Here is a 21,893-nt window from a genome sequence, read left to right as displayed (position 1 = left end):
GAGAGTAGGAGAATTATGAGTACAATTATTGCAGGTTGTGGCTTTGGCGGAGCAGTTGTAGCAAGACAGCTGGCAGAAGCAAATGAAAAAGTAAGAATTATAGAAAGAAGAAATCATATCGGTGGAAACTGCTATGATGAAATGGATGCTTATGGAATTTTGGTACATACGTATGGACCACATATATTTCATACAAAGATAAAAGAGGTATATGAGTATTTATCACGTTTTACGAAGTGGTATCCATACCAGCATGAAGTAGTAGCGAATATTCATGGAAATATGGTGCCGGTTCCTTTTAATCTGCATTCAATTGATATGGTGTTTGAAAAAGAAAAAGCACAGCGAATGCGCTCAGTTTTATTAAAGGAGTATGGAGAAAATGCACGTATTCCTATATTACAGTTAAGGCAGCATGAAAATAAAGAAATTCAGGAACTTGGTAATTATGTATATGAAAATGTATTTTTGAAATATACGATGAAACAATGGAATCAAAGACCAGAAGAAGTAGATCAAAGTGTAACTGCCAGAGTACCGGTGTTAATAAGTGAGGATGATCGCTATTTTCAAGACCCATGGCAGGGAATGCCTAAAGAAGGTTATACGAAATTATTTGAGAATCTTTTAGATCATCCAAATATTGAAGTAGAACTTGGAAAAGATATTCGAGATATTATGGAATTTGATTTCGATAAGAAAAAAATTTATATAGATAAAAAAGAATTTAGTGGTAATATCATTTATACTGGTATGGTAGATGAACTGTTAGCTTATAAACTGGGACATCTTCCTTATCGTTCTTTAAAATTTGATTTTGAACATAAAGATATGGAATACTATCAAAGCAAAGGTGTTGTTAATTATACGGTGAGTGAAGACTATACGCGTATAACGGAATGCAAATATTTGACTGGACAGAAGTGTCCATCTACAACAATTATCAAAGAATATCCAAGTGCTTATAAAGCAGGAGAAAGTGAACCATATTATGCTATTTTAAGCGAAGAGAATAAAGCACTTCATAAACAATATGAAGATGTATTATCAGATTTTGGTAATTTCTATCTGCTTGGAAGACTTGCACAGTATCGTTATTATGATATGGATGCCATTGTGAAAGAAGCGTTGGATCTAGCAGAAAAGTTAAAGGGTGAAAGATAAATGGAAAAATTATTAAGTATTGCGATTCCCTGTTATAACTCACAGGATTATATGGAAAAAGCAATTACTTCTTTATTAGATGAAAAAGAAGATATTGAAATATTGCTGGTTGATGATGGTTCAAAAGATAACACAGGAATCATAGGGGATTCTTATGCTTCTAGATATCCAGGGACTATTATTTCTTTACATCAGGAAAATGGAGGACATGGGGAAGCTGTTAATACAGGAATTCGTTATGCCAGCGGGAAATATTTTAAAGTATTGGATAGTGATGACTGGTTTGATAAAAAAGCATTTAAGAAAGTAATTGAACAATTAAAGACTTTGGAAGAAAATAAACAAGAAGTGGATATGATGGTCGTAAACTATGTTTATGAAAAACCAAGTGAAAATAAACAAAGTGTTATACGATATAAAAATGTATTCCCTCAAAATCGTATTTTTACATGGGATGAGATTGGACATTTTATGCCACAGCAAAATTTGCTGATGCATTCTATCATTTATCGAAGAGAAGTATTGGTGAAGTCACAGCTTTCTTTGCCAAAGCACACATTTTATGTAGATAATCTGTTTGCTTTCCAGCCGCTTCCTTATGTAGATACAATGTATTATTTAGATGTTGATCTATATCGTTATTTTATTGGAAGAGAAGGCCAGTCTGTGCAGGAAGAAACGATGTTGAAGCGAATTGATCAGCAACTTTTGGTCAATCGTCTGATGATTGACACAATGCAGCTAAGTCTAAGAGAAAATAAAAAACGATATGCATATATGGTGAAATATTTGACAATGATTTCAGTAGTTTCTACGATTCTATTAGTGCGTTCAGGTACAAAAGAACACTTGAAAAAGAAAGATGAGTTATGGCAGTATCTAAAATTTGAAAAGCCCTGGCTGTATCGAAATGTAAACCACACACTTTTAGGAAAAGCAATTCAAAGGAAAACATGGGCAGGAAGAAAATTTTTATCTGTGATGTATGATATATCACAAAAGATTTTCGCGTTTAACTAATATGAAGAATTTGTGGAAAAAGTATCATCATATAGGGATTGTACTGCTCTATATGCCAATTTATTTCTTATGGTATTTTGGATTGCAGCAGAAGGAATTCATCTATCATGATGTATATACAGCAGTGGATGCACATATACCATTTATAGATTTCTTTATTTGGTTTTATGTGTACTGGTTTATCTTTGTAGTTGTTACTTGCTTGCTTTTATTTTTCACAAGTCGAAAAGAGTTTTATCGTATTTGTGCAGCTTTATTTATCGGTATGACCATTTGTCTTATTATATTTACGATATATCCAACAAGCTTTTCTCACAGACCACCTCTTCAAAGTTTAGAAGGAATAAGTGGATGGATGGTACAAAATATATATGAAGCAGATCGCTGTGTGAATGTGTTTCCCAGCATTCATGTGTACAATTCTATTGTTTGTGCGGCTGCTTTATGGAAAAGTAAAGTGCTTCCTTATGAAAAAACAAGAAAAATCGTTGGTGTTTTATCTGCAATCTTGATTACATTATCCACTTTATTTATCCGTCAACATTCTATCTTGGATGGATTGGCAGCTGGAGTGCTTGCGATTTTCATTTGTGTGCCTATATATAAAACAAAAAAAGATAAGAAAAAAGCAGAATTATAATTTGTAGTTCTGTTTTTTTATTACTTTTTTAAAACAACTGTATATATATGATATTGACAGTATATATAGAACAGTGTATACTGTATATGTAACTTAAGTACAGTATATATGCATATATTAGGAGTGATATGATGGAAATTATTTTAAGCAATTCTAGTTCTCGACCTATCTATGAACAGATTACTTCTCAAATTAAAGAAATGATTATGAAAGGAACATTAAAAGCAGGAGATCCAATGCCATCGATGCGAAAACTTGCAAAAGACTTGCATGTTAGTGTTATTACAACACAGCGTGCTTATGATGATTTAGTAAAAGATGGTTTTATTGTGACAATTCCAGCAAAAGGAACCTTTGTTTCAAATCAAAATCAGGATTTTATAAGAGAAGAGAATCTAAGAAGAATAGAAAAGCTTTTAACAGAAGCAGTTCTTATGGGAAAAGAAAACGGAATAGAACTGGAACAGCTGAAGCAAACACTTGAAGTATTGTACGAGGAGGAATAGGCTATGGAAAATGCAATTGAGGTAAAACATTTATCGAAACATTATAAAGATTTTACATTGGAAGATATTTCTTTACATGTACCAGCTGGTTCTGTATTAGGTTTAGTTGGAGAAAATGGTGCAGGAAAATCGACCTTTATCAAATCTCTTGTTGGATTGCTTTCTTCTGATTATGAAACCTTAAATCTGTTAGGAAAAGATATGAAAAGTGAGGAAACAAGCATCAAGGAAGATATCGCCGTTATTTTTGATACAACCCATTATAATCTGCAATTCCATCCTATGTTTATTGGAAAATTATTGTCAAAGGTGTATGTAAACTGGAATATGGAATCTTATGTATCCTATTTAAAGAAATTTCATTTGCCACCAAAGAAAAAATTAAAAGAATTTTCTAAGGGGATGAAAATGAAATTAGAGTTTGCAATCGCCTTTAGTCATGATCCAAAGTTATTGATTCTTGATGAGGCAACAAGTGGATTAGATCCAATTTTTCGAGATGAAATCTTAGATATTATTCGTGAGTTTACGGAAGAAGAAAATCATACGGTATTAATGTCATCACATATTACAAGTGATTTAGATAAGATTGCGGATTATATTGCGTTTATTCATCAAGGAAAGTTACTATTTGTGAAAACGTATGATGACATTCGTGAAAACTATGGCATTATCAACTGCGGCAAAGAAACTTTGGATATGCTTCACAAGGATGATATTGTCGCAATCCAGAAGGAAGTTTATGGGTATAAGGTAATGGTAAAAAATCGTTTAGAATTACAAAATAAAATTCGAGATTTAGATATGGAAAGAGCGTCTGTAGAAGATGTTATGCTGTTTTATGTAAAGGGTGAAAAGGTATGAAAGGGATTATTTTAAAAGATTTTTATGAAACATTTTGTATTAAAAAGAACTTGTTTGAATTTTTATCTGCTTTTGCATTCGTTGTTTTAATTGTTGCTTTTATGAAAAATTTGTATACTTTTATCTTGATTGTAGGGGTAACTTTACCATTGATAGGGTCTTCTCCTATGCAGTATTCCATGGAGCAGGACGATATTTCTGGATTTAATTCAATTCTTCTTACATACCCTTTAAGTAAAAAGAAAATTATGCTGGCAAAGTATTTGTCTTGCTTCCTGTTTCTTGTTGGTTCATGGATATTCTCTTTTTTGATTATGTTAGTATATGTATATGTTTATAAAACAATAGCGTTATATCCGGCATTGGAAATTTTTATAGCAGGAATGATTGTTTCTCTTGCTGTTCTTTCTATTTGTAACATGGGATTAATGATATTAGGTTCAAAAAAAGGTACCATTTTATTTATCGCAATTACGATTTTATTTTGTGCTGGATATGTATTTTCTGCTTTGAATATTGGGGTTGAAAATATTCTTTTACTTGATAAGCACTTATTAATGTTGATTGGTGCTGTTATCGCAATCATTCTTCTGTTTATTAGCTATTATGTGAGCCTAAAAGTTTATACAAAACGATATTCTTAAAAATAGTGTGTGGAGCAATTTTCCACACGCTATTTTTATCTTAAGATATGGTACAATAAAAAATGAGAATGCAGGTGTTTATATGATAAAAATGGTAGTTATATGTTTCATACTGCTTCAGGTAGATATTGTTTTATCTTCTTTACTGATGATTCTTATGGCATATATCGGAAAAAAGAGGCAAAGAAAAAATACACTTCAAGATTGGATAAAGTGCATAAAGAAAAAACATTTGATTTTGTATCTGGCTGGTTTTGAACTGTTTCGTTTAGTTCTGTTTTATTTGTGCATAGAAACTGTTTTTCATTGGCTTAGCATAGATGCTTTCTTATGGGAAACAGGTATGCTTGTCATCAGCTTTTTAACAACAGCATTTCGCTGGCTTACTTTGTATCGTCATCGTTCACAGTTTCTTGAAGAAAGTGGATTATAAAAAATCCGGTGTGTACCGGATTAGCTGCCAATTAAAAAGTCCAGAATATTCCATCCTCCATCTGTTTCTGAACGGTATAATTCTGTAAATCCACATTGTTTACAGCTGATGGTAATAAATTTTTTGTTTTGTACATCAAATATTTTTGCGAAATTTCCTCCAGTTGCCTGAAACTGATCGCTGACAAATTCATGACATCCACATTTTGGACATATAAACTGTTTCTTTTCCATCTTTTCATCTCCTTTCGTATTACTTATCTGTGTATATAGTATAAAACCATATAAGGTATAGGTCAATAGAGGTATTCTTTTATTAAAAAGAATGCTTTTTTATAATATTGACATAAAATGGAAATTAAAATATACATAATTATGTTGATTATGTATATTTTTGAGAATATAATGGTGATGGGAGGGATGTGAATGGGAAAAATTTATTTATGTATTGATTTGAAAACTTTTTATGCATCAGTGGAATGTGTAGAAAGGAATAAAGATCCTTTTCAAACTGCTTTAGTTGTGGCAGATCCATCTCGAGGAAAAGGAGCTATTTGTTTAGCAATATCACCTTATCTTAAAAAGATTGGGATAAAAAATCGATGTCGCATTTATGAAATACCAGAAGATATACCATATATTACAGCACTTCCCAGAATGAAATTGTATATGAAGTATGCAGCAGATATTTATGCTGTATATTTAAAATATATCGCAAAAGAAGATATTCATGTATATTCGATTGATGAAGCTTTTTTAGATGTAACTCCTTATTTGGAGTTATATAAGATGTCATCAAGAGAGTTGTGTGAAAAAATTATACAGGATATATATGAGACAACAGGAATCTGTGCAACAGCGGGGATAGGAACCAATTTATATCTTGCCAAGGTAGCACTGGATATTACTGCGAAGCATACAAAGGAGCATATTGCATATTTGGATGAGGAATTATATAGGAAATCTTTGTGGCATCATAAACCTTTGCATGATTTTTGGCAGGTAGGAAGAGGAATTGAGAGTCGTTTAGCAAAATATGGAATTGAAGATATGTATGATATTGCGCATATAGATGAAAGATTATTATATAAAGAATTTGGTGTGAATGCGGAATATTTGATTGATCATGCGTATGGAAGAGAACCTACAACAATGCAAGATATTAAACAGTATCGTTCCGCTCATACCTCTTTATCCAGCAATCAGATTTTATTTGAAGATTATGCTTATGAAGATGCTTTGCTGGTGATGAAAGAGATGGTAGAAATGCTTGTTTTAGAGCTTACCGAAAAGCATTTGGTAACGAATCATATTTCTTTGCGTATTGGGTATAGCGATGATAGTTATCCATCAACAGGAAAATCTCGAAAGTTTTCTTTAAGGACAGCGTCTTGTACATATCTGACAGATGCTTTTGTAACTTTGTTTAAAGAAGCTGTCAATAAACACTATCTGATTCGAAGCATAGGGATTGGTTTTCAAGATGTAGTAGATGAATGCAGGGAAAGCTATACTCTTTTTGATGATATAGAGGAAAGAGAAGAAGAAAAAAAGCTGCAGAATACACTAGTTGAAATTAAACAGAAATATGGAAAGAATGCCGTGTTGAAAGGAATGAATTTACTGGATAAGGCAACTGCCAGAAAGAGAAATGCGTTAGTTGGTGGGCATAATGCAGAATAGAAAAAAGGCGGATAGGGCAAAAATTTTTATACCATTTGAATCTTTGAAGGGATTTAAAGATTATCTGAAAGAAAAAGAAAGAGTTGTTGTGGAAAGAAAACTGTTGTTAGAGGATGTTTGTGAAGAACTGGATCGAAAACTTCATTCTTTGAAAAAAGGGGATATAATACGTATTGTTTATTATGATAAAGATGCCTATGTAAAAATAGAAGGAATGTTGGCAGATATAGATTTGGAATATAAAAAAAGAATTCGTGTCGTTAATACATGGATTGATTTGGAAGATATTGTTGTTATAGAAAGATAGATGCAGAGCTTTATAGAGATTGTAGAAAAGAATATTTGACAAGTGGAATAGGATTTGGTAAGGTAAGAAAAAAGTAGGGTGATAAGATGCTTTCAAAGGAAAGAATGCTTCGAATTATGAATATATTGAATTCGCATTCGTTTGTGACGATTCAAGAATTGATACAGCAGCTTGGGGTATCAAAGTCTACGATCAATCGAGATTTGATTGAATTAGAGCGACAGGGACTTGTAAAAAGAGAGCGTGGAGGCGCTATGAAAGTGGAAATGAAAGAAACACTTAATAATTTAAAAGAGATTCCGGTTCGTGAAAAAGAATATGTTCACAGAGAAGAAAAGAGAAGAATTTGCAAGCGTGCAGCAGAAAGAATTCAGAATGGAGATTGTATATATGTAGACAGTGGAACGACTCCCAGCTATCTTTTAGAGTATCTGCATCATAAAGATATTAAGCTGGTTACACCAAGTACCTATATTGTAAGGAAACTTCCAATGGATTTTCGTGGAGAAATATACCTGGTAGGAGGGGAATTCAATATCGGTTATGATATGAGTACAGGCTATCATACTTTGGAAATGATTCGTAAATTTCATTTTGATAAAGCCTTTTTTTCCGCAAGTGGAATCGATTTAACAAATGGAGAAGTCATGAGTGTTGATTTTTCCATAGGTGCTGTGAAAGAAGAAGTATTAAGAAGAAGTAGAGAATGTTATCTTTTGACAGATAAAAGCAAGTTATCTATACAGGCACTGGCAACATGGGCAAATTTGGAACAGTTTGATCTAGTTTTTACAGATGAGGAAGTAGAAGGAAATCTTCCGGATAATTTTATTGTATGTAAATGATAAGAGGGAACGCCCTCTTATTTTTTTAGATTCAAAATGAATCGATATGAATCAAAATGGATTGACAAATAGCGAAGTGTGAAGTATATTGAGAGTAAAGAGAAACACCTATTGGAGGAATGATGATGAAAACAGCAGACGAAAGAAAAAAAGCATTGCTGGAGGGAATGAAAGATGGTTTAATTGTTTCTTGCCAGGTACAAAAAGATGATCCAATTTACACAGAAGATATGGTTGTCAAAATGGCAGAAGCTGCAAAATGGGCAGGAGCAGTTGGAATTCGTGCCAATTCACCAGAACAAATCAAAGCAATTAAAGAAAAGGTAGATTTGCCAATAATTGGATTATGGAAAATATGGTATGAAGACAGCGATGTATTTATTACACCAACATTAGATGCGGCAAAAGCAGTATGGGAAGCAGGAGCGGAAATTATTGCCTTGGATTGTACAGCACAGATAACACATGAAAAAACAGTTGCATGGGATTTACTGGATCAGGTAAAAAAGGAAATTCCGGAAGCAATCATTTTTGCGGATGTTTCTAATTATGAAGAGGCAAAACATGCAGTGGAACATGGTGCTGATATTGTTGCACCGACATTATATGGCTATACAAAAGAAACAGCGAATATTGAAGGAGCCGATTATCGTATGTTTGCGAAAATATGCAGAGATTTTAAAGAGGATGCATATATCATGATGGAAGGGCATTTATATACACCAGAAGATGCGATGAAATGCATCTATTTAGGGGCACATGCGGTAGTAGTGGGAAGTGCGATTACACGTCCGCATTTAACGGCAAAGCGATTTGTAGATTTATTAAGCGGATATCAGCATAATTGGCGGGATGCAGAAAAAGCAAAACATTAAGGAAGGATGTATATGAAAAAGAAAATCAATATTGATGGAGAACAAAATGTAGAAGTATCCAAACCCATTCCATGTGAAAAAACACCGCAGGAGCAACTGCAAATTATGGAGGCTTATACCAAAGCACATAAAGATAGTGAGGGGATGGATAAAGCCAGAAGAGAAATCAATTGTTTAAAGACAATTTTTCCTGCATTGTTTCGTTCTATTGAAAATGATGATTTGCTTGCAGGACGTTTAGACTTTCTTCCTATCGGTTTTGGAAGTGTGACAAGTATTGGAGGAGTCGGACATTATTGTGTCTTTCATAAATTAAGAGCATTTAAGACACTTCTTTCTACAGATGAAGAAAAAGCAAGAGTAGATGTTTTATACGATTACTGGCAAGATCATGATACAAAATCTATTTATTGTCAGGATGTGTTGACACAAGATACCACTGGTCGTTTCATTGATTGTGCATATCCTTTTATGGCAACTGCTCGTTTATCTGGTATGATGTTAAATTATAAAAGATTGATGAACTATGGATTGGAAGGATTAAAGACATTAATTTCCAGTAAACCGCAAAATGAATTTTTAAAATGCAGCTATGAAGCAATGGAATTATTGCAGGAAGTTATTCAAAAAGAAATTTCTCTTGTTCAGGAAGCGAAAAAAACAGCAGATGAAACAAGAAAAAAAGATTTGGATTTGATGGAAAAGGATTTGGTATATATATGTACCAATAAACCATCTACCTTTCATCAGGCTTTGCAGTTGTTTTGGCTATATGCTTTGTGTGCAGGGGTTATCAATTATGGTCGAATGGATGATGTACTGGGTCCTTTTTTACAACATGACTTAGATACAGGAGTTATAAGTGAGCAGGAGGCGTATCGTTATGTTCGCTCTTTATGGAAAATGATTGAAAATCGAAGAACGACGGTCAATGGACGCATTATTGTGGGAGGAGTAGGAAGAGAACACCCTAAGGAAGCAGATACATTTGCGAGAATCTGTTTAAAAGTATGTCGCGATACACGTTATGTAGAACCACAGTTTACTCTTCGCTTCAGTAAAGATACCCCACAGGATATCATGGATATGGCATATGACTGTATAGGAAGTGGAGCAACCTATCCTACCTTGTATAATGATGATGTAAATGTTGATGCGCTAATGTATGGTATGCGTATTACAAGAGAAGTTGCTATGCAGTATGTTCCTTTTGGGTGCGGAGAATTTGTTATTCAGGGAAAAAGCGTTGGTACACCAAATACTTTATTGAACCTGCTAAAGCTTTTAAATATTACATTAAATAAAGGAATTGATCCTATGGATCATAAATATAAAGCAGGCCCTGTTGTTATAGAAGATTGTTCTACGTTTACTACTTTTGAAATGTTATATGATAAATATAAAGAACTGCTTGCTTATTATTTTGATTTAAGTGTGGAGGCACAAGTACATTCTTATAAAGTAATGAATGCATGTGTATCATTTCTGTATACTTCTATTTTAATGGATGACTGTATTGGAAGAGGCAAGGCATTGCTGGATGGCGGTGTTGAGATATTAGGAGGAACAAATGAAACTTATGGAAACATTAATGCAAGCGATGCTTTGTGGGCAATCAAACAGCTTGTGTATACAGAAAAGAAATATACGTTATCGCAGCTTGTAGAAGCAATGCTGCATAACTTTGAAGGATATGAAAATATTCGTAAGGATTTACTGGCACAGGATAAATATGGAAATGATAAAAAAGAATGTGATGCACTTGCCAATGATTTGTATGAATATGTTGCGAAAGGTATACGTCAAAGAGGGATCAATCATGGATTAGGGTATTATCTGATTGTGATTTCTAATAATCAGACTAATACGGATTGGGGACATCAGACATCCGCAAGTCTTGATGGAAGAAAAAGTGGAGTATTTATGAATCCTGCAAATAATCCGCAAGGAGGAGCAGCCAAAAGTGGACCGACTGCCTGTTTAAATTCACTGGCAACGTTTCAGGCTAAATATCATGGTGGAAGTGTACAGAACATGAAATTTACACCACGTATGTTTCAGCAGGATAGAGATAAAATAAAAATTTTGTTTGACACTTATTTTAAAAAGGGTGGATGTCAGCTAATGGTAACCGTTGTTGATCATGGGGTTTTGGAAGATGCACAAAAGCATCCGGAAAAGTATCCAGATTTGATAGTCCGCGTGGCAGGATATAGTGCTGTTTTTGTGAATTTAACAAAAGATATTCAAGATGAATTGTTAAGCAGGACATTGTATGATTAATATAACAAATATTGAAAAATTTGCGACACATGATGGTCCCGGCATTCGAACAACGGTATTTTTGAAAGGCTGTCCAATGCATTGTCCATGGTGTGCAAATCCGGAAACACAAAGTATACATTCGGTTTTTATGTATACAGCTTCTAAATGTGTTGCATGCAAAGCATGTATAAACCATTGTCCTTCTAAAGCTTTATCTTTTGTAAATGGACATATGCACTATGAGCAGACAAAATGTATTCTTTGCAGAACGTGTGAAAATGTATGTATGCAGGATGCAATAAGCTTTAATGGTGAAAATTGGAAGGAAGAGGATGTTTTAGAGGAAATTCTAAAAGATAAAGACTATTATGACGCTAGTGGAGGAGGCGTTACTTTTAGTGGCGGAGAGCCTTTTGTGCAGTTTTCCTCCCTTTTGCATCTGTTAAAGATGTGTAAACAAAAAAATATATCTACTGCAGTAGAAACAACAGGAGATGTACCCTTTGAAAGAATAAGGGAAGCAGAACCTTATCTGGATTTGTTTTTATACGATTTTAAACATTTGGATAATATTCGTTTAAAGAAAGTTACTGCTGGAAATGGGAAAAGAATCAAGGCAAATCTTACGTGGCTGTTAAAAACTTGTCCTGATAAAGTAATCGTTCGTATACCAATTATTCCTGGATTCAATTTTGAAGAAGCACTTTTAAAAAAGACATTTCATTATTTACAAGATTTAGGAGTAAAAAAGTTACATCTTCTGCCATATCATACATTGGGAAAACCAAAGTATGAAAAAATGGGGAAACTTTATACTATGGAAACTTCTATGATGAAAGAAGAGGAGTTATCAAGTTATCGTTTATATGCACAAGATCTTGGATTTGATGTTGAAATAGGGGGATAATAGAAATGTTTTTCTTCTTTTTATGGGAAGAAAAACGTTTTTTATGTGAAGATAGTAGAAAAAAGCTAGACCCCTTTCGATTTTTTCATAATTGTGGTATATTACTATACGATAATAAAAGGGGTATGTTTATGTGGAAATATCAATGTAAAAAACAATTGTTTTATATCTTGCTAGGTGCTGTTGCAGGAGCTATTATATTTGGATTGCTTGGTTATGAACATGATATGATTAAAGAAACACTAAAAGTGTATACGGATGATCCTGCAATCATAAATAATGCGCTTATTCCCTATATTACAGGGGCAATTACATTTGCCGGTATCATAAATGGAATCAACTTGTTTTTTCTTGTTATGCAGCGTTTTAATTTAAGCTTTTTTGTAACTTTTTTGATTTTGATGCTGGGTGGAGGAGAAATTGCAATTGTTGCTGGTACGATTGGTTTGCCAATATGTATAATCATTTATTTATATGGATGGATAACGGTTCCTAACAGAGGAAAAAAACGACAGCTGAATAAAGATTCATTAAATAGTGTAAAGGAAATAGAAAGAGTTTTCCGTTTGCATCATAAATATGATGAACAATATGAAGAAATTGCAGGGAAGATCTGGAAAAATATGCTGATTGCGAATGTTTTGTATATTATAGGTGCTCTTGCTTCTCTTTTAGTATTTGTGTATGTTAAAAATACCATGGTTGTATTGTTGTGCATGATGTTATATTTTATGCTCGTTTTCCAGATTACAAAAAGAAAAAGCATGATGCTTCAGCCAATTGTTTCTTTGCTTTATGATCAATGTGATCCTCTTGCCTGTGCAAGTGCTATTTTTGCTTTAGCTCATAAATCTCATAGAAAGAAAAACTTTCCATTAATCCAGCAGATGGCACAATGTATGATTTATCTTGATGATCCTCATCTTGCGATCGATATTATGGCTTCTGGAAATATGCAAAATAAAAATGGCTTGCAGTATGCATATCATTCTTTAATGGCATATGCGTATTATCAGTTAGGTGATAAAGGTATGGTTCAGCATCATTTTGATGAAAGTGAAAAACTGCCAATACGTAATATGAATGGGCCTCTTGGAATTATTCGCCTGCAAACATTGACAGCTATTCAGAATAAACTTTCTTTAATGGAACAGGATTTTGATAAAGCAGAACAGTTTTATAAAGGACTGTTATCTTCTGCAGGTTTTCGTTTTCAGAAAGTGGATGCAAATTACTATTTAGGTTTGATTGCCTTTGTTCAAAAAGATATTTATGTAGCGGCACGTCATTTTACAATGGTTATTGAACAGGGGAATACAATGTTCTTTGTAAATAAGGCAAAAGAATTTATGCGTTCTATTGAACGTGTAGAAAAAGCAGAAGAAGCATAACCGAGAATTATCTCGGTTTTTTTATGGGAAATTATGGGAAAATATATTTGTAAGGTCTTTCATGAAAAATGAATGTTGACATATAAAAAGAAGTGCATATAATAGTTAAGGTAGTTAATAGTTAAGCTACTTAAGTAAATTGAGGTGATGATATGAATGAGATGGAATTAGCTCGTAAAATCATGCATATGACGTATTTATTTCGCCAGGAAAGAAGTGCAGGTATGCAGCAGAAAGAAGTGTTTATGACGCATCGTGATGTATTGATGCTAGATGCAATTTTAAAACTTCATCCGAAAGAGGGAATGGTTCGTATGAATGAATTATCTCATTATTTTGGTATTACGCCTGCAGCAGTTTCGCAAATGATAAAAAATTACGAAAAAAAAGGCTGGATCGAACGTGTTCATCTGGAACATGATCGAAGAAGTGTTTATATCAAAGTTTGCGATTCAGCGATTCATCATATGCAGGAATGTGAAAATAGGATTACAGAGCGTTTGGGAGTATTTCTATCATCACTTGGAGAAGAAGATGCGCAGGCACTGTTACGTATTCTTGAAAAAGGAATCACATTTGCCAGAGAACATCATGATTCTTCCAAACAGGAGAAAGGAGAATAGGCATGTTAAAGCTTAGAAAGTATCTGAAGCCATTTATTGCCTCTATACTGGCAATTATTGTATTGTTGTTTGCACAGGCAATGTGTGAGCTTGCAATGCCGGATTATATGTCCAATATCGTCAATGTTGGTATTACGTCCGGTGGTATTGAAGATGGTGTTTTAGAAGCAGTAAGAGAAAGTGAATATGATAAATTAAAAATCTTTATGGATGAAAAGCAGCAGAAAGTTTTTACAGATAACTATGAACTGCAAACTTCCTCCAATGCCGATAAGGGTATGAAAGAAAAATATCCGGCACTTGAAAAAGAAAATGTATATCTTTTAAAAGACGTTGATAAAGATACAAGAGAAAAGGTAAAACTTGCATTAAGTGAAGCTGAAACTTGTGTCATGGTACTGGAACAGACACAGGCAAATTTAAGTAGTGAAGATATAGCTAATCTTACACAAGAACAAAAAGACATGATGGACATGTTGAAAAAACTTCCACAGGGTGTTGATGTATTTAATGTTTTGAAAATGATGCCAAAAGAACAGCTGGCAGATATGCAAAAAGAAATCACCAAAAAAAGTAGTTTGATGGGACAGGATATGATGGATAGTTCCAATGCCCTGTATGCGAAAGCAGAATATAAAAAAGTGGGAATGGACACTGATGCGATTCAGTATCGTTATCTGTTTACTAATGGCGGTTTGATGTTATTGGTTGCTTTAGGTTCTGCAGTAGCTGCTATCTGTGTTGGTTTCCTTGCTTCTAAAGTAGCAGCAGGATTCTCACGTAATTTACGTAAAGATGTTTTCCAGAAAGTAGAAAACTTTTCCAATGTAGAATTTAATAAATTCTCTACGAATACTTTGATTACACGTACTACAAATGATGTTCAACAGGTACAGATGGTGATGGTCATGATACTTCGTATGGTTATTTATGCACCAATTATTGGAATAGGAGCACTGCTGAAGGTGATTAATTCCAATGCAGATATGACATGGATCATCGGACTTGTTGTTGCGGTTATTATTGGCATTATGGCTACTGCCTTTGCTTTTGTACTTCCAAAATTCCGTATTCAGCAGAAATTGATGGATAAGTTAAACTCTGTTGTACGTGAATTGTTAGATGGTATGCCGGTGATTCGTGCTTTCAACAATCAGAAAATCGAATCTCAAAAATTCCATAAATCAAATCATGATATTATGAAAACACAGTTGTTTGTCAGTCGTTCTATGGGATTTTTGCTGCCAATCATTATGTTTGTGATGAATATGTCTTCTATCTTAATTGTATGGGTTGGTTCTCATCAGATTAACGATGGTGTGTTGATGGTTGGAGATATGATGGCATTTATCCAGTATGCAATGCAGATAATTATGGCATTTATGATGGTAACGATGATGTCTATCATGATACCAAGAGCTTCTGTTGCAGCAGGTCGTATCAAAGAAGTACTAGATACGGAAATCAGTATTTGTGACCCTGAAAAAGCAGAAAACTTCGATGCAGACAAACGTGGAGAAATTGAGTTTAAAAATGTAAGTTTCCGCTATCCTGGTGCAGAAGAAGATGTTTTGCATAATTTAAATTTCACTGCCGAAGCAGGAAAAACAACAGCGTTTATTGGAAGTACAGGTAGTGGGAAATCAACCATTGTCAATTTGGTGCCTCGTTTCTTTGATGTTACAAAAGGTGAGATTCTTGTTGATGGTGTGAATATTAAACATGTTTCTCAGAAAGCTTTACGTGATAAGATTGGATATGTTCCACAAAAAGGATTCTTGTTCTCTGGAACAATTGCGACAAATCTTCGTTATGCGAAAGAGGATGCAAGCGAGGAAGATTTAAAAGCTGCAAGTGAAATTGCACAGGCAATGGAATTTATTGATAATAAACTTGAAGGTTTTGATACAGAAATCGCACAGGGTGGAACCAATGTATCTGGTGGACAAAGACAGCGTTTGTCTATCGCACGTGCATTGGTGAAAAAACCGGAAATCTTTATTTTTGATGATACATTCTCAGCGCTTGACTTTAAAACCGATGCAAAACTTCGTAAAGCACTTAATGCGTTATGTGAAGAAACAAGAAGCACAGTGTTAATGGTTGCTCAGCGTATTTCTTCTATTATGCATGCGGATCGTATCGTTGTTCTTGATAAAGGGGCAATCGTTGGTATTGGTACGCATAAAGAATTAATGGAAACATGTGATGTGTATAAAGAAATTGCATATAGTCAGTTGTCAAAGGAGGAATTGGAAAATGAGTAAAACAAATCGTCCTTCTCAGACTATGAGACATGGTCCTATGAGAGGCAGGGGACCAGCTGAAAAAGCAAAAGATTTTAAAGGTACTATGAAAAAACTGATTGGGTATTTAAAACCTTATCATTTAAATATTATTGTTGCGTTTATCTTTACTGCCTTTTCTGTTGTATTTATGGTTATAGGACCTAAAATTTTAGGAAATGCGACAACGGAAATTGCAAATGGCTTATCCGCAAAATTAAGTGGAACTGGTGGCATTGATTTCAATCGTATTGCGGAAATCTTAATGATGTTAATTGGATTGTATCTAATTTCTGTATTATGTAACCTGATACAAAGCTGGTTAATGGCAGGTGTTGCACAGAAGGTAACTTATAATCTTCGTAATGAAATGGCTGCCAAGGTTGATCGTTTGCCATTTAGCTATTTTGATACGCACTCTAATGGTGATATCTTATCTCGTTTCTCAAATGATGCCGATTTGATTCAGCAGTCTATGAGTACTGCCTTGGCACAGTTGTTAAGTGCTGCAGTACAGCTTGTTGGATTCTTGATTATGATGTTGTCAATCAGCTGGCAGATGACTTTAGTGGCATTGATTGTTGTGCCATTGTCTTTGATTTTGGTTACAACGGTTGTAAAACACTCTCAAAAATTCTTTGCGAAACAGCAGGCTTCTTTAGGAAATGTAAATGGTCATATTGAAGAAATGTACAGTGCGCATTTGATCATGAAAGCATTTAATGGAGAAGAAAGAAGTATTTCTGAATTTAATGAGTTAAATGATGAACTTTATAATTCCGCATGGAAATCCCAGTTTTTAAGTGGTTTGATGCAGCCAATCAGTATTTTTGTAGGAAACTTGGGATATGTCGGTGTTGTTATCTTAGGTGGATATCTAACAATGAATGGTATTATTGCGATTGGGGATATTCAATCCTTTATTACGTATGTAAGAAGTTTTAATCAGCCAATTTCTTCTATTGCACAGAATATGAATGTATTGCAGTCTACAGCTGCAGCTGCAGAACGTGTATTCGAATTTTTGGATGAAACAGAAGAGATTCCAGAAACATCTACACCAGTAGAAGTCTTTGATGAACATGGTGAAACAAAGATCAAAGGACAGGTAACATTTGAAAATGTACATTTTGGCTATACTCCTGAAAAAACAATTATCAATGATTTTTCCATGTATATTAAACCAGGGAAAAAGATTGCGATTGTTGGTCCTACCGGTGCTGGTAAGACAACGATTATTAAATTGTTAATGCGTTTCTATGAATTAAACAGTGGGGCTATTTATGTAGATGGCATTAAAACAACCGATATGCGAAGAAGTGATTTGCGTTCTTTGTTTGGTATGGTACTGCAGGATGCATGGCTGTTTAATGGAACGGTAATGGAAAATCTTCGTTATGGAAAATTAGATGCAACAGATGAAGAAGTTATGAAAGCGGCAGATGCGGCTTATGTAGACCATTTCATTCGTACTTTGGAACATGGTTATGATACAATGATCAATGAAGAATCCAGCAATATTTCACAGGGACAAAAACAGCTGTTAACAATTGCCAGAGCTTTCTTGGCAGATCCTAAGATTTTAATTCTTGATGAAGCAACATCTTCTGTAGATACTCGTACAGAAGTATTGATTCAAAAAGGTATGGAAAAACTAATGGAAAATCGTACAAGTTTTGTGATTGCCCATCGTTTATCTACGATTCGTGATGCAGATTTAATTCTTGTCATGAAAGATGGAGATATTGTAGAAGCAGGAAATCATGAAGACTTAATGAAAGAAAATGGTTTCTATACACAGTTATACAACTCACAGTTTGAAGAAGAATAAAAAAGAAAGGTATTTTGATGGATATTTCCACTAAAATACCTTTTTTCATATAAAATCTGAAAGTGTAAGAAAGGATAAAGAAATGAAGAGATTGCTGTATGAATATTTAGCTGTTTATCTTATATTAAATCTAGTATCTTCTTTGAATTTTTTACGCGATGGATTTCCTTCTACTCTAAAAATTTGTTTGTTTTTTACATCATATATTACAGACCAGACGGTATCAGCACCTTCTTTTCTATCATATTGACACATAAAACCATATTTTCCTGAAAGAATACCTTTTGCGAGTTCTAAAGAATATGCGCCCTGATATTGTTTTAATACATGGTTCACAACGCTATATCGTTTTGTTGAATTCCAGTCATCGATACGATTTTCATTATATGATGACATTTTTGTTGAATGAAAACTGTTTGCAGCAGCTACATAATCATTTTCATTAGGGTAAATAACTTCTACAACATAAGGATTGCATTCGACTACTGCCATATCGCCATTTCCATCTAGCAATGTAATTGTTTGCTGAGAAGCAATTGGTATTTCTTTTAAGAATGAGATGGCTTGTCTTGTCGTTTTGCATTTTTCTAGGATATATCGAATGAGTATACCTGCATTACATCCATATTTTCTAACTTTTGGATATATAAAGGTTAAACCAGCAGCTAAACCATATTCATTTATACCATCTTCTATTTGCACAAAAGCAGTTGTATTTCCGTTGAATGAATAAACATTATCTAATGTATATACACAATTCATGTACAGATTTTCCAGTTCCACCAAAAAATCACTGTTTCTTCCAAAGATAAGATTTTGATGATCTTTACATGCGAAGCAAGTACAGTGGTTACTGAATTCAAAACAATACATACTTAATAAAAAGGTGCATAAATTCTCATAAGAACACTCTTGTCCATCAGCAATTCCTTTTATTTCCTCCAATATTTCTGGATAATATTTTTTGTAAACAGGAATACTGCCCTTTGCAAATTCTTTCCTTTCTTCATTTATGACAAAAGTAGGTTGCTTTGTAATTTCTATTCCATGCTTTTTTAATGCTTGTCCCCAATGGTAACCTGCTTCATAATGACTTTTTTTAAATCTTACGTGATACATTTTTTCACATCCTTTTTAATTTGAATAGGTAAGGCCTTACCTGTTTCTAAATTAACAGAGTAAAAATTTTATGTCAATGAATTAAAATTTTAGCTTTTGTAATTTAAATCATGGATGTTTTCTATATACCAATATGTATATGGTAAGTTATGAAAAATTAGCGTATTATGATTGTGATAGATATTATCATTCTATTGTAAATGATCTTATCTTAAAAAATTAAGATTCTTGCATTATTTTTTATATTTTTCCTTCTTTCTCTCGTATTAAGTTATGTAGAGAGTTTTAGGAGGTGAAATACGATGCAGATAGAAGCTGCAGCGGCTATTGATCAGCTGTCAAACAAAGAAATAAGCTATGATGAATACTGCAAGAAGGTTCTTATGAACAAATATGTACTTTCCCATATTTCAAGACATGTCATTACAGAATTTAAAGGAATGAGCATAAAGGAAGTTTTAACCTGTCTTGAACCAGATACAAAGGAAGGTATCAAACAAAGCGAAAAGATTAACGGTATGAATACAGAGGATATAACAGGAAAGGGTGGACTTGTTCGCTATGATGTATTATGTGGTCTAGGCTTGCCAAATCATGAAGGAAAAGTAGATATGTTCATGAACATTGAAGCACAGGGAAAAGACAATATGGGATATCCATTATTGAAAAGAAGCATATATTATGGAAGTCGTTTGCTGGTAAGGCAGAAGAATACACCCAATGGATTTCAAAAGACAAACTATGAGGATCTAAAGAAAGTATATTCCATCTGGATATGCATGAAACACAGTAAAAAGAAAAGCGGTGTAATGAATCGCTATTCCCTGCATGAAGAACACTTGGGAACAGCCTATGCATTTCCAAAGAAATATTATGATTTGATGAACATTGTCATGATCTATCCACCAAAAGAAGTAGAGGATATCCATGATGGAACGTTCATGACACTTTTGTACATACTGTTTACATCAGGGATGGATTCAACGAAGAAAAAGGAAATTCTTACAAAAAGCTATGGAATACCAATGACAAAAGAACTGGGAAAGGAGCTGGAAGAAATGTGCAATTTAAGTCAGTATATTAAAGAAGAAGGAATCCTGCAGGGACGTAAGGAAGGACGCAAAGAAGGAATTTTGGTAGGAGTTAAAAAAGGGAAGGCTGATGAAAAACTGGATATCGCAAAGAAAATGAAGGAAAAAGGATATTCTACAAAAGAAATAGAAGAATTAACAGGAATCCTTCTATATTAGAATTACATACGAAAACCTCTTTGTATGCTTATGAAGAGGTTTCGTTTTTAGTGTGGTATAGAATAAGTAGAGTAATAACGAAAAAAAAAGAAATACATACATGTATGTAGTTAGAAACTTAGCAGGAGTCATAATGGAGAATGAAGAAATCATCAAGTATGCAGAAGAGCTTTTGATTGCTTTTACCTCAATGAATTTGTATAGATGAAAAATTGATGTGGTGTGAATATATGAAATTACTGGATAAAGAGAAAATAGAGGATAGTGTGATGTGGATCAAAGAAAAAAGAACTGGGAAAGGAGCTGGAAGAAATGTGTAATTTAAGTCAGTATATCAAAGAAGGTATCATGCAGGGACGTAAGGAAGGACGCAAGGAGGGGCTTGTAGAAGGACGTAAAGAAGGAATTTTGGTAGGAGTTAAAAAAGGGAAGGTTGATGAAAAAATGGATATCGCAAAGAAAATGAAAGTAGAAGGTTTTAGTAAAGAAATGATTAAAAAACTTACTGGAATTGCTTTGAACTGATGTTTTTGAATACATATCTAAGTCATCGCTATTTTTTCTAAAGTAAAACGCCCCAAAAGAATGGGGCGTCTTTGTATGTTTGTCTTCTGCAGATTTGTTAATAGATAGTACTTTATCAATATTGTTTAAGATAAAGCTTGTTTAGATTTTTTAAATGTTGCTTACTTTTTCATGTTGGAAAGTATTTTCTTGAAATCCTCCAGGTTTTTCGCAAGTTTATCTGGGTCTTTTTCTTCTGTGTAAGTTATATAAGCTTTCTGATAGCTTGTTTCAAAGGCTTTCCATATAAGAAATGGATAGGCATCTTTTTTGAAATGGCTTGCCTGAATTAAATATTCTTTCAATTCTTCACGATTTTTAAAGTATGCATGTTCTTCAATGATTTCACTAAGCAAGTCTTTTAAAGACCATTTCTGGTTATGAATGGTAAGCATAGCTTTTCGCTCCATCACAATCCCATTTTCTTTGATTGCGTTATTTAATTTAAGAATATCTTCATCTTCTACCTCTTTGAAAATCATAAGATCCTGTGACATATGATAGCTTTCTTTTGAACTTTTTTTATGATAGCCATTGATTTGAAATAAATATCCAATACTTTGGTTAAGTGCTTCATCATCTAAAAAAGTATGTGGAAGGTTTAGCTCACTGCAGATTTTTTCTAAAATTTCTTTTTTGTGTGTTTCATCACCTAAATATATTAGTACATGTTTCATA

The 21,893-nt window shown here is 33.6% G+C and carries 22 protein-coding genes; 19 read left to right on the top strand and 3 right to left on the bottom strand.

Annotated elements, in window-relative coordinates; genetic code table 11:
- Nucleotides 1-15 precede the first annotated feature (15 nt).
- The 7 genes from glf (at nucleotide 16) to A9CBEGH2_RS05705 (ending at nucleotide 5,271) form a co-directional block, all read left to right on the top strand.
- Entirely contained in the window at nucleotides 16-1,164 is a 1,149-nt protein-coding gene (gene glf / locus A9CBEGH2_RS05735) for a UDP-galactopyranose mutase (RefSeq protein ID WP_115715290.1), read from the top strand.
- Entirely contained in the window at nucleotides 1,165-2,184 is a 1,020-nt protein-coding gene (locus tag A9CBEGH2_RS05730; protein WP_118277024.1) for a glycosyltransferase family 2 protein, read from the top strand.
- 52 nt (nucleotides 2,185-2,236) lie between these two features.
- A complete protein-coding gene (locus A9CBEGH2_RS05725) occupies nucleotides 2,237-2,824 on the top strand; it encodes a phosphatase PAP2 family protein (RefSeq protein ID WP_163051638.1) in 588 nt (195 codons plus the stop codon).
- Nucleotides 2,825-2,955: 131 nt separating this feature from the next.
- Complete coding sequence (locus A9CBEGH2_RS05720) at nucleotides 2,956-3,330, top strand: GntR family transcriptional regulator (protein ID WP_115715287.1); 375 nt, start codon at nucleotides 2,956-2,958, stop codon at nucleotides 3,328-3,330.
- A 3-nt stretch (nucleotides 3,331-3,333) separates the two neighbouring features.
- On the top strand, nucleotides 3,334-4,194 hold the full coding sequence (locus A9CBEGH2_RS05715) for an ABC transporter ATP-binding protein (RefSeq protein ID WP_163051636.1): 861 nt from the start codon (nucleotides 3,334-3,336) through the stop codon (nucleotides 4,192-4,194).
- Complete coding sequence (locus A9CBEGH2_RS05710; protein ID WP_118277025.1) at nucleotides 4,191-4,838, top strand: ABC-2 transporter permease; 648 nt, start codon at nucleotides 4,191-4,193, stop codon at nucleotides 4,836-4,838. The genes A9CBEGH2_RS05715 and A9CBEGH2_RS05710 overlap by 4 nt, the downstream gene beginning before the upstream one ends.
- Nucleotides 4,839-4,920: 82 nt before the next feature.
- The gene (locus tag A9CBEGH2_RS05705) at nucleotides 4,921-5,271 is read left to right on the top strand and encodes a hypothetical protein (protein ID WP_115715284.1); all 351 of its coding nucleotides are present in this window, start codon (nucleotides 4,921-4,923) and stop codon (nucleotides 5,269-5,271) included.
- Between the two features lie 20 nt (nucleotides 5,272-5,291).
- Here the strand turns inward: A9CBEGH2_RS05705 and A9CBEGH2_RS05700 are convergent, their stop codons facing one another.
- Nucleotides 5,292-5,504, bottom strand: coding sequence for a zinc ribbon domain-containing protein (locus A9CBEGH2_RS05700; protein ID WP_115715283.1), 213 nt, complete (start codon nucleotides 5,502-5,504; stop codon nucleotides 5,292-5,294).
- Between the two features lie 192 nt (nucleotides 5,505-5,696).
- Between A9CBEGH2_RS05700 and A9CBEGH2_RS05695 the strand changes: the two genes are divergently transcribed.
- The 10 genes from A9CBEGH2_RS05695 (at nucleotide 5,697) to A9CBEGH2_RS05650 (ending at nucleotide 18,282) form a co-directional block, all read left to right on the top strand.
- Nucleotides 5,697-6,953 (top strand): Y-family DNA polymerase, encoded by a 1,257-nt coding sequence (locus A9CBEGH2_RS05695; RefSeq protein ID WP_118277026.1) that lies wholly within the window; start codon nucleotides 5,697-5,699, stop codon nucleotides 6,951-6,953.
- Nucleotides 6,943-7,260 carry a YolD-like family protein gene (locus A9CBEGH2_RS05690; protein WP_118277027.1) on the top strand — a complete coding sequence of 106 codons (318 nt, stop codon included), beginning with the start codon at nucleotides 6,943-6,945 and terminating at the stop codon, nucleotides 7,258-7,260. The genes A9CBEGH2_RS05695 and A9CBEGH2_RS05690 overlap by 11 nt, the downstream gene beginning before the upstream one ends.
- A gap of 86 nt (nucleotides 7,261-7,346) precedes the next feature.
- Nucleotides 7,347-8,105 (top strand): DeoR/GlpR family DNA-binding transcription regulator, encoded by a 759-nt coding sequence (locus A9CBEGH2_RS05685; RefSeq protein ID WP_118277028.1) that lies wholly within the window; start codon nucleotides 7,347-7,349, stop codon nucleotides 8,103-8,105.
- Between the two features lie 125 nt (nucleotides 8,106-8,230).
- Nucleotides 8,231-8,980, top strand: coding sequence for an N-acetylmannosamine-6-phosphate 2-epimerase (locus A9CBEGH2_RS05680; RefSeq protein WP_115715279.1), 750 nt, complete (start codon nucleotides 8,231-8,233; stop codon nucleotides 8,978-8,980).
- 12 nt (nucleotides 8,981-8,992) lie between these two features.
- The gene (locus tag A9CBEGH2_RS05675; protein WP_118277029.1) at nucleotides 8,993-11,263 is read left to right on the top strand and encodes a pyruvate formate lyase family protein; all 2,271 of its coding nucleotides are present in this window, start codon (nucleotides 8,993-8,995) and stop codon (nucleotides 11,261-11,263) included.
- Nucleotides 11,256-12,152 carry a glycyl-radical enzyme activating protein gene (locus A9CBEGH2_RS05670; RefSeq protein ID WP_163051634.1) on the top strand — a complete coding sequence of 299 codons (897 nt, stop codon included), beginning with the start codon at nucleotides 11,256-11,258 and terminating at the stop codon, nucleotides 12,150-12,152. Before A9CBEGH2_RS05675 ends, A9CBEGH2_RS05670 begins: the two co-directional genes overlap by 8 nt.
- A gap of 131 nt (nucleotides 12,153-12,283) precedes the next feature.
- Entirely contained in the window at nucleotides 12,284-13,543 is a 1,260-nt protein-coding gene (locus A9CBEGH2_RS05665; protein ID WP_163051632.1) for a hypothetical protein, read from the top strand.
- Between the two features lie 152 nt (nucleotides 13,544-13,695).
- Entirely contained in the window at nucleotides 13,696-14,166 is a 471-nt protein-coding gene (locus tag A9CBEGH2_RS05660; protein WP_118277031.1) for a MarR family winged helix-turn-helix transcriptional regulator, read from the top strand.
- Nucleotides 14,167-14,168: 2 nt separating this feature from the next.
- On the top strand, nucleotides 14,169-16,433 hold the full coding sequence (locus A9CBEGH2_RS05655) for an ABC transporter ATP-binding protein (RefSeq protein ID WP_163104395.1): 2,265 nt from the start codon (nucleotides 14,169-14,171) through the stop codon (nucleotides 16,431-16,433).
- Nucleotides 16,426-18,282, top strand: a complete 1,857-nt coding sequence (locus A9CBEGH2_RS05650; RefSeq protein ID WP_115715274.1) for an ABC transporter ATP-binding protein — start codon at nucleotides 16,426-16,428, stop codon at nucleotides 18,280-18,282. The genes A9CBEGH2_RS05655 and A9CBEGH2_RS05650 overlap by 8 nt, the downstream gene beginning before the upstream one ends.
- A gap of 114 nt (nucleotides 18,283-18,396) precedes the next feature.
- Here A9CBEGH2_RS05650 and A9CBEGH2_RS05645 read toward each other — a convergent pair whose 3' ends face one another.
- A complete protein-coding gene (locus A9CBEGH2_RS05645; protein ID WP_163051630.1) occupies nucleotides 18,397-19,401 on the bottom strand; it encodes a C45 family autoproteolytic acyltransferase/hydrolase in 1,005 nt (334 codons plus the stop codon).
- A gap of 302 nt (nucleotides 19,402-19,703) precedes the next feature.
- On the opposite strand from A9CBEGH2_RS05645, the gene A9CBEGH2_RS05640 reads away from it, so the two are divergent.
- Complete coding sequence (locus tag A9CBEGH2_RS05640; protein ID WP_163104393.1) at nucleotides 19,704-20,651, top strand: PD-(D/E)XK nuclease family transposase; 948 nt, start codon at nucleotides 19,704-19,706, stop codon at nucleotides 20,649-20,651.
- Nucleotides 20,652-20,963: 312 nt separating this feature from the next.
- Nucleotides 20,964-21,176 carry a hypothetical protein gene (locus A9CBEGH2_RS05635; RefSeq protein WP_147360246.1) on the top strand — a complete coding sequence of 71 codons (213 nt, stop codon included), beginning with the start codon at nucleotides 20,964-20,966 and terminating at the stop codon, nucleotides 21,174-21,176.
- Nucleotides 21,177-21,337: 161 nt separating this feature from the next.
- Here the strand turns inward: A9CBEGH2_RS05635 and A9CBEGH2_RS05630 are convergent, their stop codons facing one another.
- Nucleotides 21,338-21,892 (bottom strand): DUF3783 domain-containing protein, encoded by a 555-nt coding sequence (locus tag A9CBEGH2_RS05630; RefSeq protein ID WP_118277869.1) that lies wholly within the window; start codon nucleotides 21,890-21,892, stop codon nucleotides 21,338-21,340.
- Between the last annotated feature and the right edge of the window lies 1 nt (nucleotide 21,893).

This window comes from Amedibacterium intestinale (assembly GCF_010537335.1).
Taxonomy (GTDB): Bacteria; Bacillota_I; Bacilli_A; order Erysipelotrichales; family Erysipelotrichaceae; genus Amedibacterium; species Amedibacterium intestinale.
The sequence above is the reverse complement of the archived record's forward strand: the minus strand, read 5'-3'. Positions and strand labels throughout refer to the sequence as shown.